The 13,767-nt window shown below is 69.3% G+C and carries 10 protein-coding genes; 5 read left to right on the top strand and 5 right to left on the bottom strand.

Translation table 11 applies throughout. From position 1 onward, the window contains the following. Positions 1-4 precede the first annotated feature (4 nt). The 4 genes from ACTIFS_RS09900 to ACTIFS_RS09885 all read right to left on the bottom strand — a co-directional run bounded on the left by ACTIFS_RS09900 (position 5) and on the right by ACTIFS_RS09885 (position 5,883). Positions 5-991, bottom strand: coding sequence for a Bug family tripartite tricarboxylate transporter substrate binding protein (locus tag ACTIFS_RS09900; protein WP_439573926.1), 987 nt, complete (start codon positions 989-991; stop codon positions 5-7). Positions 992-1,014: 23 nt separating this feature from the next. After that, the gene (locus ACTIFS_RS09895) at positions 1,015-2,787 is read right to left on the bottom strand and encodes a hydantoinase B/oxoprolinase family protein (protein ID WP_439573925.1); all 1,773 of its coding nucleotides are present in this window, start codon (positions 2,785-2,787) and stop codon (positions 1,015-1,017) included. Further along, on the bottom strand, positions 2,784-4,859 hold the full coding sequence (locus ACTIFS_RS09890; RefSeq protein ID WP_439573924.1) for a hydantoinase/oxoprolinase family protein: 2,076 nt from the start codon (positions 4,857-4,859) through the stop codon (positions 2,784-2,786). Before ACTIFS_RS09890 ends, ACTIFS_RS09895 begins: the two co-directional genes overlap by 4 nt. 109 nt (positions 4,860-4,968) lie before the next feature. Beyond that, on the bottom strand, positions 4,969-5,883 hold the full coding sequence (locus ACTIFS_RS09885) for a LysR family transcriptional regulator (RefSeq protein ID WP_439573923.1): 915 nt from the start codon (positions 5,881-5,883) through the stop codon (positions 4,969-4,971). A 328-nt stretch (positions 5,884-6,211) separates the two neighbouring features. Here ACTIFS_RS09885 and ACTIFS_RS09880 point away from each other — a divergent pair, with 328 nt between their 5' ends. The 5 genes from ACTIFS_RS09880 to ACTIFS_RS09860 all read left to right on the top strand — a co-directional run bounded on the left by ACTIFS_RS09880 (position 6,212) and on the right by ACTIFS_RS09860 (position 13,309). Then, positions 6,212-7,387 carry an efflux RND transporter periplasmic adaptor subunit gene (locus ACTIFS_RS09880; protein ID WP_439573922.1) on the top strand — a complete coding sequence of 392 codons (1,176 nt, stop codon included), beginning with the start codon at positions 6,212-6,214 and terminating at the stop codon, positions 7,385-7,387. Between the two features lie 9 nt (positions 7,388-7,396). Further along, complete coding sequence (locus ACTIFS_RS09875; protein ID WP_439573921.1) at positions 7,397-10,549, top strand: efflux RND transporter permease subunit; 3,153 nt, start codon at positions 7,397-7,399, stop codon at positions 10,547-10,549. Positions 10,550-11,005: 456 nt separating this feature from the next. After that, complete coding sequence (locus ACTIFS_RS09870) at positions 11,006-11,500, top strand: plasmid mobilization protein (RefSeq protein ID WP_439573920.1); 495 nt, start codon at positions 11,006-11,008, stop codon at positions 11,498-11,500. Between the two features lies 1 nt (position 11,501). Beyond that, entirely contained in the window at positions 11,502-12,773 is a 1,272-nt protein-coding gene (locus ACTIFS_RS09865) for a relaxase/mobilization nuclease domain-containing protein (RefSeq protein WP_439573919.1), read from the top strand. 11 nt (positions 12,774-12,784) lie between these two features. Then, a complete protein-coding gene (locus ACTIFS_RS09860) occupies positions 12,785-13,309 on the top strand; it encodes a type IV secretory system conjugative DNA transfer family protein (RefSeq protein WP_439573918.1) in 525 nt (174 codons plus the stop codon). A gap of 56 nt (positions 13,310-13,365) precedes the next feature. Here the strand turns inward: ACTIFS_RS09860 and ACTIFS_RS09855 are convergent. Then, positions 13,366-13,767: integrase core domain-containing protein (locus tag ACTIFS_RS09855; protein WP_439573917.1), on the bottom strand; the 402-nt coding region annotated here is incomplete at its 5' end.

Genomic DNA, 13,767 nt, shown 5'->3' with positions numbered 1-13,767 from the left:
GGCTTCAGCGCGGCGGCTTGATGCCCATGGCCGTGGTCAGTTCGTCGAACATCTTCACCTCGCGCTCCATCTGCGCGCGGGCGGCATCCGGGCCGAGGCCGAGCGGTTCGGCGCCGAGGGCCTCGAAGCGGGCACGCATGCCCTCGCTCGCCATGGCCTTGTCGCACAGGCCGGCGATCTGCTCGAGCAGCGGGCGCGGCATGCCCGCCGGACCGGCCAGTCCGAACCAGGTGTCCGAGCGCATGCCGGTCACGCCCTGCTCGTCGAAGGTCGGGATGTCCGGCAGGAACGAGGAGCGCTTCTCGGATGCCAGCCCCAGCGCCCGAACGGTGCCGGACTGGATGAACGGAAGGGCCGAGTTGACCGAGGAGAACACCAGCGGCAGCTCGCCGGCAATGACCGAGCGGAGCGAGTCGGCCGAGCTGCGGAACGGCACATGCCGCATGCGGATGCCGGTCGAGCGTTCCAGCATGCCGGCCATGATGTGGACGGTCGTTCCAAGCCCGGAGGAGGCATAGGCGAAATGCCCTTCCGGCTGCGCCTTCACCGAGGCGATGAACTCCTGGAGCGTGCGGGCCGGATGGTCGGCCTTGACGATCATCACGTTCGGCGAGGTCGCGAAGATGGTGATCGGGGACAGGTCCTTGAGCACGTCGATCTGCAGGTTCTGCATGATCGAGGGGACGATGGTGATCGTTCCCGGCACGCCCAGCAGCATGTGGCCGTCGGGGGCTGCCCGCGAGACCACGCCCGCGGCGATCATGCCGCTGGCCCCGGCCCGGTTCTCGATCACCACCGACTGGCCGATCAGCGGCCGCAACCCCTCGGCGAGCAGCCGCGTGGCGACGTCGGTGACGCCGCCGGCGCCGAAGCCGATCAGGATCTGCACGACCCGGCTAGGCCAGGCCTGGGCATGCACGGCCCGCGAGCCCGCCATCAGGGCCGCTCCGGCACCCACGAAGGTGCGCCGGTCGATCAATGTCCTGGTCATGTCGCTCTCTCCCTTTTGATCTGTCATTGGGACGCGGCGAGCTGTGCCCGCCGCATGCGGGTTTCTTCGGCGTCGAGGCTGGCATCGGCACGCAGCACGACGCCGTAGAGCAGGGCCGCCTCCTGCGCGGTCACGTATCCGGCCTCGACATCGGCCAGCACGCGCTCGATCTCGCGCTCATGGGGCAGGCCGTAGCCGCCGCCGCCCGCCGAGGCGATCAGCAGCCGGTCTCCGGCACCCAGCGCAAAGGTTCCCTTCCAGGCACGGACGGTCTCGCCATCCGGGCGGATCATGTCGACGAAGCCGGTCTGGCCGGCATGGCCGCCGTTCAGGCCCCAGGGCGGGCACTGGCTGCGCTCGAACTTCAGGCTGATCCGGCACGGGGCGGTGATCCGGTATTCCTTGAGCGTGCCGAGCCCGCCGCGTCGCCGCCCCGCCCCGCCGCTGTCCGGCCGCAGGGCCTTCGACAGCAGCATGAACGGATAGAGCGCCTCCTGCATCTCCACGGGAATGTCCGGCACGTCGCCATGGGCGTTCGAGCGCAACGGAAACGCGCCGTCATCCTCGGCCGTGGCGCCCCATCCGCCGGTCACCGTGTCGAGATTGGCGAACAGTTCGCCGGTTGCCGGCAGGCGGCCGAAAATGGTGTGGACGCCATAGGTGCCATGGTGGGCGGCAGCCTCCTGCGAGGGCAGCGCCTGGCCGAGCGCCTTCAGGATCGTGTCGACGGCGGTGGGAATGGTGTTGCCGGATCCGCCGATCGGCGCGTCGGCGCTGGCCGTCAGGAACGTGCCGTCGGGGGCTTCCACGTCGAGCAGGTCGAAATCGCCCTGGTTGACCGGTTCGAGCGGCGACAGGATGTATTTCGCCGCGATGCGGGCCGCCGCCACCGCGCCGCCATTGCGGCCGGCATTGGAGGGGCCGGCCATCTGCGGACCGAGCCCGGACAGGTCGATCTTCAGGCGCCCGCCTTCCACCCGCACCGCCACGCGGATCGGAACGCGCACGCCCTTCTCGCCGTCGAGGAAGCTTTCCGCGACATGCAGACCCGGTCGGGCCGTGGCGAGCACCGCCGCGGCCGCCTCGCGCGCCTGCAGGCGCATGGCACCGAGCGTCGCGCGGACCAGGTCCGCACCCCGCCGCGCCAGGATATCGAGCATCAGGTCGCGGCCGAGCAGGCAGCCGGCAAGCTGGGCCTCGAGATCGCCGAGCAGCAGGCGCGGAAAGCGGCTGTTGGCCGCGCACAGCCGGAACATGTCGTCGATGCGGCGACCGCCATCGAGCAGGCGAACGCAGGGCAGTTGCAGCCCCTCCTGCCAGACATCGGTGGTGTCCGTGCCGGTGCTGGATCCGGGCGCCGAGCCGCCGATATCGATCCAGTGGACGAGCACGGCGAAGAAGCCGACGAGCGCGCCACCGGCGTCGCCCGCCTCGCGGATCGGCGTCAGCAGAACGACATTGTTGAGATGCTGGCCGAGCGTCGCCGGCGAATTGGTCAGGATGGCATCGCCGTGGCGAAGCTGGTCGGCGCCGAAGGTGTCGAGCGCCTCGCGCACGCCGGTACCAAGCGCATTGGCGACGAAGATCGGCAGGCTGCCGCGCGACTGGGCGACGAGGGCGCCGTCCGGGTCCACCAGTCCGACGGAATAGTCCTTGTACTCCTGGACGAGCGGGCTGAACGCGCTGCGCTCGATGTTCCGCTCGATCTGGTTCGGGATCGACAGGATCTCGTGCCGCAGGATCTCGATGTCGATCGGATCGGCGGCCGTCGCCGCAGCGGGCAGGGCATCGCTCATCGTTCGGCCCCCGGTGCGGAGGTGGACAGGGCGATCTCGCCCAGCGACCCGACGACCGCGCGGTCATCCGGCCCGACCAGCAGGGTCGCGCTGTATTCCTCGATGATCGCCGGCCCGTTGACGACGAAGCCCGACGGCAGGTCGGCGCGGCGCCAGACCGGTACCTCGATCCAGCCGCCCGGGCGCATGTGCAGGGGCCTCGACCCGCGCGGCCGCGGCGTCTCCATCGCCTCCGGCAGGGCTCCCAGCGTGGCAAGGTCCGGCCGGGCGGCATCGCCCTCGGCGGCCACGCGCAGGCCGACCACTTCCGGCGTGAAGTCCTGCCCGAGCGTGCGGCCATAGCGCCGCGCATAGGTGGCCTCGAAAGCCTCGCGCAAGGCACCGGCAGAGGGCGCGCCGCTGAACGGAACCGCAACGCTGTGCCGCTGCCCGCGATAGCGCATGTCCGCCTGCCAGGACAGGGTGACGGCCTCGCCGGCGAACTCGCGGGCGGCAGCCTGCCGGGCCTCCCGGTCCAGTTCGTCGCGCACGCGGGAAAGCGCTGCCAGCCCGTCCGGCGACAGATCGGCAACCAGGCTGCGCACGATATCCAGCCGCGCCTTGGCCAGCAGCATGCCGACGGCGGAGAAATTGCCCGGCTGCGGCGGCACGATCACCGAGCGGATGCCAAGCTGGCGCGCCAGTTCGGCGCCGAAGATCGGCCCCCCGCCGCCAAACACGAACAGCGTGAAGTCGCGCACGTCATGGCCGCGCGCCACCGTGATCTCCTTGATCGCGCCGGCCATCAGCGTGGTGGCAAGGTCGAGCACGCCATGGGCGACGCGGCTGGTCGCGGCCTCGTCCGTGCCGTAGCCGAGAGGGGCGGACAGCCGCTCGCGGATGACCCGCCGGGCGGCATCGCTGTCCAGCGTCAGCCGGCCGCCGAGGAAACTGCCGCTGCCGATGCGGCCGAGCGCCAGATTGGCATCGGTGACGGTCGGCGCCTCGCCGCCGCGCCCGAAACAGGCCGGGCCCGGCTCGGAGCCGGCGCTGGCCGGGCCGACCCTCAGGCGTCCCGAACCGTCGACCCAGGCGATGGAGCCGCCGCCGGCACCCACCTCGACGATATCGAGCACCGGGCTGCGGATCGGGAAGCCCTGCTCGTAGCCGCCAACCCAGTAGGTCGGCTGCACCGCAAAGCCGCCGCTCTCGACCAGCGCGCATTTGGCCGTGGTCCCGCCCATGTCGAAGGCGATCACCCTCTCCAGCCCCAGCCGGCGGGCATATTCGGCAGCGGCGATGACCCCGCCGATGGGCCCCGATTCGACCAGCGAGACAGGCCGCTCCACGGAGGCCTCGAACGGCATGACGCCGCCATTCGAGCCCATCATCGCGAAGGTGCCGGAAAAGCCCTCGCGGCCGAGCCGGTCGGAGAATCCTGCCACGTAGCGGGCGATCGCCGGCCCGACATAGGCATTGGCCGCCGCCGTCGAGCTGCGCTCGAACTCGAACCATTCGCGGCTGAGGGAGGTGGCCGCCGTCACATAGACGCCGGGAAGGCGCTCGGCGAGAAAGGCTGCGGCCCGGCTCTCGTGCAGGGGATTGGCATAGGCATTGAGGAAGGACACCGCGACCGCCTCGACGCCGGCCGCCTGAAGCACGGGCACGAGCGCCAGCAGGTCGTCATCCGCCAGCGGCTCGACGACGGTGCCGTCGGCGCCGATGCGCTCCGTCACTTCGAAGCGCAGGGCGCGCGGAACAAGCGGCGGCTGGCGCCGGCATGTCGTGTCGAAGGGAACCGGCCGGTTGCCGCGGGCGATCTCCAGCACGTCGCGGAAGCCGCGCGTCGTCACCAGGGCGGCGCGGGCACCCCGCCGCTGCAGGAAGGCGTTGATGACGTGGGTGGTGCCGTGGCGCAGCCAGGCCGCGTCGGCGACCTGACCATCGGCCTCGCCGATGCCGGCCACCACGCCATCGACCAGATGGCCATAGGTCGTCAGGGTCTTGCCGAAGCGGATCTCGCCGCTTTCCGCATCATAGACGGTCACGTCGGTGAAGGTTCCGCCCGTGTCGGCAGCGATGAACTGCGGCAAGCCTTCCTCCCGGCAACCATGCAATTCCGGGAGGATGCGGGAGGGCGCACAGGGCGTGTAGCCAGTGGATGCGTCACAGCATCGTGCATATCCTGCACGAATAGGCGGGTCAGCGGCGACCGGTTCGATGCAGCTGGAGCAGCGCGCTGGCGATATGGTCGGCCAGCAGCCGCACGCGCAGCGGCATGGCCCGGTCGGCTGCCAGGACCCACATGGCCGGCGGGTCGCCGTCCGCATAGACCGACCGCATGTGCGGCAGCAGTTCCACCAGCCGGCCGTCCGCCAGCGGTCCCCTGACCAGCGAGTCGGACAGGCGCGCGATGCCGATACCCTGCAGGGCCAGGGCCAGCAGCATGGTCCAGCTGTCGCAGGACATGTGCGAATGCACCCGCTGGACATGCAGCACGCCGTCCGGGTCCTCGAAGGTCCATTCGGCCGGCTCGCTGACATTGTGCGTGAGGCACAGGTGGCGGGCGATATCCGCGGGCTTCAGCGGCGTGTCGCGGCCATCCAGATAGGCGGGCGATGCGACAACCTTGCGGCCATATTCATAGATCTTGCGGCCGACCAGGTCGGCGTCCGGCCGCCGGCCGGCATGAACGGCGAGGTCGCACATGCCGTCGAGCAGCCGGGCCGGTTCCTGCGCGATGGAAACGGCAACGCGCACGTCCGGCTGCAGGCGCGCGAAGCTTGCCAGGATCGTCGGCAGATAGGCTGAGGCGGCATAGTCGTTGGTGGCGAGCCGCACCAGGCCGGACGCCTGCCCCTGCATGGCGCCGATCTCGTCACGCATGCGGTTCCAGTCCAGCAGGGCCCCGCGCGCCCAGGACAAAAGCGTGAGGCCGGCTTCCGTCGGCGCCAGCGAGCGCGTGGTGCGCAAGAGCAGCCTGGCACCGATCGCCTCCTCAAGCGCGGTGATGCGGCGACTGGCCATGGACGGCGACAGCCCGCATTCGCGCGCGGCGGCCGCGATGCTGCCACGGTCGACGACGGCGCAAAACAGTCGGAAGGCGTCGAGATCCATGCCGGCTTCATACCAGAGGTCCGGCAAGGCCGCATGGGTCCGGCCGATGGCGGTTCATCTGGCCCGGCGCGCGCTCCGGAACCTGGCGAGGTCACATGGGAAGGGCGCCGGCAGGGACAGGCATCGCGGGGGAGAGGTCAAATCGCCGCATTCGCAGGCTTCTGTTGCAAAAATTGGCGGCAGGCCCGTCGCTCCCGAACGTGTTATCGACCGGGGCGCCGGAAACGCGTTGACGCCGCGAGGAAACTCACCAGTATCCGCGCAGGTCCGATCCCGTCCGTACCGAGGCTTCATGTTGCGATCATCCGGAGCAAGGCTCCAGAGCGCCGTGTCCCATCAGCCATCGCCGGTCTGGCCGTTGCGGTGGCTGGTGCTGGGAGCGCTTCTGCTTGCCTCGGCCGGCTGTGACGATCAGCCGAGCCGTGCCGCCGCGAACACCGCTGCGCCGGCTCCGGTAGCCGTCACCGTCATGACTCTGCAGCGCCGGGAAATCCCGGTGACCTCCGTTCTGCCGGGCCGGACTGCGCCTTACCGGGCAGCGGAAGTCCGCCCGCAGGTTGGAGGGCTGCTGCGCGAACGCCACTTCGCCGAGGGCGAAGCGGTGAAGGCCGGCCAGTCGCTGTTCCAGATCGACCCTGCTCCTTTCGAGGCCGCCGTGCGGCGCGCCGAGGCAGCGCTCTCCCGCATCCAGGCGGCCGAGCAGGTCGCGGCCAGCACCGCCAATCGCCTGCGCACGCTGGCGCGGGCGCAGGTGGTGAGCGAGCAGAACCTCGAGAATGCCGAAGCGACGCTGCGCCAGACCCAGGCCGACGTCATCTCGGCCCGTGCGGCGCTCGAGACCGCCCGCATCGATCTGGGCTACACGCGCGTGACCTCGCCCATCGACGGGCGGACCGGGCGCGCCAGCGTCACGCCGGGCGCGCTTGTGACCGCCAACCAGATCACGGCGCTCGTGACCGTCACGCAGCTCAATCCCATCTATGTCGACCTCACCCAGCCGAGCGCGGTCCTGCTGCAGCAGCGGCGCGACGTGGCGAGCGGCGCGCTGCGCCGCGACTCGGCTGACCGCGCGGCGGCGCGGCTGCTGCTCGAGGACGGCTCCGAATATCCGCATCCCGGCGAGGTTCAGTTCTCCGAGGTCATCGTCGACCAGGGAACAGGCTCGGTCACGGTGCGGGCGGTGTTCCCCAATCCTGACCAGCTCCTGCTGCCCGGCATGTTCGTCCGGGCCCGCGTCGAGGAAGGCGTGACGGATCGCGCCATCCTCGTTCCGCAGCGCGCCGTGCTGCGCACGCCGCGGGGCGAGCCCATGGCCTTCGTGGTGAATGCCGAGGGTGTGGTCGAGCAGCGGCTGCTGCGCGCCAGCCGCGCCGTTGGCAACGACTGGCTGGTGACCGAGGGCGTGGCCGCAGGCGACCGCGTGGTGATCGAGGGCCTGCAGCGCATCCGTGCGGGCGCGCGGGTGCAGGCGAGCGAGCACCCGTCCGCGCCACCGGCCGGCTAGGCCCGCGCAATGGCCCGCTTCTTCATCGATCGTCCGGTCTTCGCCTGGGTCATCGCCATCGGGATCATGGTGGCCGGTCTCCTGGCCCTCCGGAGCATGGCGGTCGCGCAATACCCGGCCATCGCCCCGCCCGCCATTTCCATCAACGTCGCCTTCCCCGGCGCATCGGCCGAGACGGTCCAGACGACGGTGGTCCAGGTCATCGAGCAGCAGCTGAGCGGCATCGACAACCTGCTCTACTTCGATTCCCAGACCACCAAGGACGGCGCGGCAAGGATCCAGCTGACCTTCGCGCCGGGCACCAATGCCGATACCGCCCAGGTCCAGGTCCAGAACCGCGTGCAGCTGGCGGTTCCGCGCCTGCCGCTGACGGTGCAGCAGCAGGGCATCCGCGTCGTCAAGTCTTCCGGCAACTTCCTGCTCGTGGTCGGCTTCGTCTCGACCGACGGCCGGATGGAGCGCACGGACATTTCCGATTTCCTCGTGGCCAACGTGCAGGACCCGATCAGCCGGACCGCCGGCGTCGGCGACTACCAGGTGTTCGGCGCGCAGTTCGCCATGCGCATCTGGCTGGATCCGGCGAAGCTGATCAATTACGGGCTGACGCCCTCCGATGTCGCGGCCGCGGTGCGGGCCCAGAATGTTCAGGTCTCGAGCGGCGAGATGGGCGGGCTGCCCGCCGTGCCCGGTCAGCAGCTGAACGCCACCATCATCGGCCCGTCCTACCTGCAGACCGTTGAGGAGTTCGGCGCCATCCTGATGCGCGTGCGGGCCGACGGCTCGCAGGTCCGTCTGCGCGACGTGGCGCGCGTCGAGATCGGCGGCGAGAACTATTCCATCACCACCCTGCTCAACGGCAACCCGTCCAGCGGTATCGGCATCCGGCTCGCCAGCGGGGCCAATGCGCTCGACACGGCAGCGGCCGTCCGCGCCACCATCGACCGGCTCCGCCCCAGCTTCCCGCCGGGGCTCGAGGTCACCTATCTGCAGGACACCACCCCCTTCGTGCAGCGCTCCATCCGCAGTGTCGTCCTGACCCTGCTGGAGGCCGTGGCGCTGGTGTTCCTGGTGATGTTCATCTTCCTGCAGAGCTTCCGCGCGACCCTGATCCCGACGCTGGCGATCCCGGTTGTGGTGCTGGGCACCTTCGCGGTGCTGCAGGTGCTGGGGTTCAGCGTCAACACCCTGACCATGTTCGGCCTGGTGCTGGCCATCGGCCTCCTGGTCGATGACGCCATCGTCGTGGTCGAGAACGTCGAGCGCGTGATGGCGGAGGAGCATCTCTCCTCGCTCGAGGCCACGCGGCGCTCGATGGACCAGATCACTGGCGCCCTGATCGGCATCGGACTGGTGCTGTCGGCGGTGTTCCTGCCGATGGCCTTCTTCGGCGGGTCCGTGGGCGTCATCTACCGGCAGTTCTCCGTGACCATCGCCACGGCCATGACGCTGTCGGTTCTTGTCGCGATCTTTTTCACGCCGGTGCTCTGCGTCTCGATGCTGCGCCCGCACAAGCCGGGCCAGGGCCAGCGCGGCGTCTTCGGCTGGTTCAACCGCGGCTTCGACCGCATGACGCGCGGCTATGTCGGCGGCGTGCGGGCGAGCCTGCGACGGCCGGCGCGCATGCTGCTGATCTATGTCGCCCTCCTCGGCGTCCTCGGCTACGGCTTCCTGCGCCTGCCGGGCGGGTTCCTGCCGAACGAGGACCAGGGCATTGCCTTCATGCAGGTGACGGCGCCCCCGGGGGCCACCGCGGACCGCACCCAGCGCGCGCTCGACGATGTGGCGCGCTACCTGCGCGAGGAGGAGCCCGGCGTCGTCGACAGCTTCTTTGCGATCAACGGGTTCAGCTTCGGCGGCCGCGGGCAGAACTCCGGCCTGGGCTTCATCACCCTGAAGGACTGGGATGTGCGGCGCGGCCCGCAGAACAGCGTGCATGCCCTGACCGAGCGGATCAATGCGCGCTTCGCGCGCTATCCGGACGCGCTGATCATTTCCTCCGCGCCGCCCGCCGTGCGCGAGCTCGGCAATGCCAGCGGCATTTCGCTCCAGCTTCTCGATCGCGGCGGCAACGGCCACGGCGCGCTGCTCGCCGCGCGCGACCAACTGCTCCGGCTGGCGGCGGCGAGCCCCGTCCTGACACGGGTACGGGCCAACGGGCTGAACGACGAGGCGCAGTTTCGCATCATCGTCGATTGGGAGCGCGCCAGCGCCCTCGGCCTGTCCGTCACCGAGGTGAACTCCACCCTCGCCACCGCATGGGGCGCGACCTACGTCAACGACTTCATGGACCGGGGCCGCATCAAGCGGGTCTTCATGCAGGGCGAGCCGGAGGCCCGCATGGTGCCCGCTGATCTGGACAAATGGTTCGTGCGCAACGCGCAGGGCCAGATGGTGCCCTTCTCCGCCTTCGGCCGCACCGCGTGGGAATACGGCTCGCCGCGACTGGAGCGGTTCAACGGCATCGCCTCGCGGGAAATCCAGGGCATGCCCGCCCCAGGCTTCACGACAGGCCAGGCGATGGACGAGATGGAGCGGCTCGTCGGGCAGCTGCCGCCCGGTTTCGGCTTTGCCTGGAGCGGCATCTCGTTCCAGGAGCGGCAGTCCTCGGGCCAGGCGATGGCGCTCTACGTGCTGTCGCTGCTGGTGGTGTTCCTGTGCCTTGCGGCGCTCTACGAGAGTTGGTCGATCCCGACCGCGGTCCTGCTGGCCGTGCCGCTGGGCGTCCTGGGGGCGGTGTTCGCCAGCCTGTTCGGCGGCATGTCCAACGACGTCTATTTTCAGGTCGGCCTCTTGGCGACGGTCGGGCTGACGGCCAAGAATGCCATCCTGATCGTCGAGTTCGCGCGCGACGGCTTCAACCGCGGCCTGTCCCTGGTCGAGGCGGCCGAGGAGGCGGCGCGCCTGCGGCTGCGGCCGATCATCATGACCTCGCTGGCCTTCTCACTCGGCGTCGTGCCGCTTGCCATCGCGAGCGGCGCGGGCTCGGGGGCCCAGAACGCGATCGGCATCGGGGTGATCGGCGGGGTGGTCGCAGGCACGGTGCTCGCCGTGCTGTTCGTGCCGGTGTTCTTCGTCCTGGTGCTGCGCATCTTCCGCACGCGGCGGCCGAGCGAGAGGTTTCAGGCCGCGGCCGCTGTCCAGCCCGTCCCGGCCGGCGAATAGCCGGCCCGCCTTGTCCATCTCTTGACGCCTGCGCGACGACCGTAGCGGAGCGGCTACCTGCCCGGGGGCGCGCCCCGGCAGGGCCGTTCACGCGGCGCTGGAGCGAAGGCCGTGCTGACTGGCGGAAAGGGAAGGACGAAGTCCGAAACTGACGCCAGGAGCGCGACCGCGCGACCGGCCGAGAGGCCGCCCCCGCGGAGGCGTTGAGCGAAGCGAAACTGCCGTGAGCGAAAGAATGGCGGAGAGGGAAGGACGAAGTCCGAACCTGACGCCAGGAGCACGACCGCGCGACCGGCCGAGAGGCCGCCCCCGCGGAGGCGTTGAGCGAAGCGAAACTGCCGTGAGCGAAAGAATGGCGGAGAGGGAAGGACCCACTTCGAACCAACTCTTTGACGTTCTGGCCGACTGGGAGCGCGAGCTAAAGCGAACGAACATTGATCTGAAGGGGCTGCGGCCATGACCCGCGCTCCCAAAGTCCAAAAGAAACGGACGGCAGCGCCGCTCTCCATCCGCTTCACTGACGCCGAGAAGGCGCTGCTTAAGGAGAAGGCGGGCGACGTGTCGGTCGGTGCCTATATCCGGCAAACGGTGCTGGAGGGTGACAGCGCGCCGCGCCGGACCCGGAAAAGCCCGCTTCGGGATGCCGAGCCGCTCGGGCGGCTGCTGGCGCTGCTGGGCCAGTCGCGGCTGGCCAACAACCTCAACCAGATCGCCAAGGGCGTGAACCAGGGCAGCCTGCCGGTCTCGCCAGAGGTCGAGGCGGATTTGCGCCAGGCCTGCGCGGATGTTTTCGAGATGCGCAGCCTGCTGGTGCGGGCGCTGGGCCTGAAAATTGTCGAGGAAGCGATCCAGTCGGCCGCGCCGCCGCTGGCCCCGGTCTTCGCGGCCGCTGCCGGAGGCGACGATCAGCCATCCCCCTTCGCCGGGTCTGCGGACACGCCGGAGGGCTGACATGATCCTGAAAGCCTCCCAACGCGGCGGGCCTCGTGCGCTCGCCGCGCATCTGCTCAATACGCAGGACAACGACCACATCACGGTGCAGGAACTGCGCGGCTTCGTCGCCGCTGACCTGCACGGCGCGATGGCGGAAGTCACCGCCATTGCGCGCGGCACGCGCTGCCGCCAGCCGGTGTTTTCGCTCTCGCTCAATCCCCCGCAAGGAGCCAGCATCCCGGTTGCCGATCTGATGGCGGCAGTGGACCGTGCGGAAGAGCTGCTGGGCCTGACCGGCCAGCCGCGCGCCGTGGTCATCCATGAGAAGCAGGGGCGGATGCACGCCCATGCCGTGTGGTCGCGCATCGACGCGCACGCCATGACCGCGCGCAACCTCGCCTTCTACAAATCCAGGCTGAACGGTCTCTCGAAGGAACTCTACCTCGAACATGGCTGGGCGCTGCCCGAAGGCCACCGCGAGAATGGCTGGAAGAACCCCCTAAACTTCACTCTCGCCGAATGGCAGCAGGCCAAGCGCCTGGAGATGGACCCGCGCGAGATCAGGCAGGTCTTTCAGGATGCCTGGGCGCGCTCCGACAATCTGCCAGGCCTGCGTCACGCCCTGGAAGAGCACGGGTATTACCTCGCGCGCGGCGACCGGCGAGGGTTGGTGGCGACGGATTTGAACGGCAATGTCTTGGCGCTGGCGCGCTGGACCGGCGTGAAGACCAAAGATGTGCGGGCGCGTCTCGGCGACGGCGCGGAACTGCCCGTTGTAGCTGACCTTCAGGCCGAGCTTCGCAAGCGCATGACCAGGGCCCTGCGCGGGCATCTGGCCGCCGACCGCAACGCCAAACGGGAAGAACTCCGACCCCTCAAAGAGGAATTGCGGGCGCTGGTCGCAGACCAGCGCGCCGAACGCGCGCGGCTGGCCAAGGGCCAGGACGCCCGCTGGGCGGCGGAGACGAAGGAACGCGCCAGCCGCTTCCGCAAGGGTCTTGGCGCGGTGCTGGATGTCATGAGCCTGCGCGTCTTCAGGATCAGGCGCCAGAACGAGCGCGAGGCCTTCGCGGGCTGGATGCGCGACCGCCAGCAGCGTCAGGCCCTCTACGACGCGCAAAGCCAGGAACGCGCGCTGGTCCACAAGCGCATCGCGTCCATAGAGGCCCGACACCGGGCTGAGCGCAAAGCCCTGACCCAGCGCATCGCAACCGTCCTGCGCGCCCAGCGCGAGCAGAGGAACCGGTCCCGGACGCATGGGCGGGATCACGATCTTGATCTCGAACGATAGGAACAACGGCCATGGCCAGAAGGATGACGGCCGAGGACATCAGGTTTCTGTTCGATCCCGACCCTCGTTATGCCCCGCTCGCCACTGCCGAACTGAGCGATGGACGCGGCTTCCTGAAGCCTTTGAGCATGGGCGATTACTGGCTGGGGTTCGATAGCAAGGGCCAGGGCGTGGCCTTTCGCGATAACCGGCATGTGCTGGTCTGCGGCGGCACGCGCGGCGGCAAGGGCGTATCCTTCATCGTCCCCAATCTCTGCCTGTGGCCGGGTTCGATGGTGGTGATCGATCCGAAGGGCGAGAACGCGGTGGTGACGGCCCGCCGCCGCGCGGGCGGCTCGGTCTATTGCCACGGCCTGGGCCAGCGCGTGCGCATTCTCGATCCCATGGGGGCGGTCGCACGCTCGGGCGATGACTTCGCGGACCTCAAATCCTCCTATAACCCCCTGACGCTGATCGATGCCGACAAGCCGGAGAGCATCGATATCGCCGCGCGCGTCGCTGATGCGCTGATCGTGAGCGAGGGTACGAGCGACTGACCTGAGACCCTCTTCTCCTCCGGCCTGAGGGAGAGTCCTGGGTTTCGTTTATGGCCTTAGGCGGCCTGTCGTTCCAGCATAGCTTTCATTGCGAACTCGGCTGGCGGCATGTTGCCGAGGGCCGAGTGTGGTCGGTGATGGTTGTAGTCCTCCTTCCATGAGGTGATGGCGCTGCGGGCCTCGGTGAGCGTCGAGAACAGCGTGTCGTTGAGGCACTCGTCCCGGAAGCGGCCGTTGAAGCTTTCGACGAAGGCGTTCTGCATGGGCTTGCCTGGAGCGATGTAGTGCCATTCCACGCCGGTCTGCTGGGACCAGTGCAGCACCGCCATCGAGGTCAGCTCCGTGCCGTTGTCGGAGACGATCGTGTCGGGCCGGCCGCGCAGACGGATGACGGCCTCCAACTCGCGAACGACCCTGGCACCTGAGAGCGAGGTGTCCGCGATGAGCGCCAGGCACTC

Source organism: Phreatobacter sp. (assembly GCF_051860605.1).
Lineage (GTDB): Bacteria > Pseudomonadota > Alphaproteobacteria > Rhizobiales > Phreatobacteraceae > Phreatobacter.
Note: the sequence above shows the minus strand (reverse complement) of the source record. Positions and strands in the feature narration are given on the sequence as shown.

Excerpts from the sequence above, each read along its gene's own strand:
- ACTIFS_RS09900 (WP_439573926.1), bottom strand. The coding sequence starts at position 991 with ATGACCAGGACATTGATCGACCGGCGCACCTTCGTGGGTGCCGGAGCG.
- ACTIFS_RS09895 (WP_439573925.1), bottom strand. The coding sequence starts at position 2,787 with ATGAGCGATGCCCTGCCCGCTGCGGCGACGGCCGCCGATCCGATCGAC.
- ACTIFS_RS09885 (WP_439573923.1), bottom strand. The coding sequence starts at position 5,883 with ATGGATCTCGACGCCTTCCGACTGTTTTGCGCCGTCGTCGACCGTGGC.
- ACTIFS_RS09875 (WP_439573921.1), top strand. The coding sequence starts at position 7,397 with ATGGCCCGCTTCTTCATCGATCGTCCGGTCTTCGCCTGGGTCATCGCC.
- ACTIFS_RS09870 (WP_439573920.1), top strand. The coding sequence starts at position 11,006 with ATGACCCGCGCTCCCAAAGTCCAAAAGAAACGGACGGCAGCGCCGCTC.
- ACTIFS_RS09865 (WP_439573919.1), top strand. The coding sequence starts at position 11,502 with ATGATCCTGAAAGCCTCCCAACGCGGCGGGCCTCGTGCGCTCGCCGCG.
- ACTIFS_RS09860 (WP_439573918.1), top strand. The coding sequence starts at position 12,785 with ATGGCCAGAAGGATGACGGCCGAGGACATCAGGTTTCTGTTCGATCCC.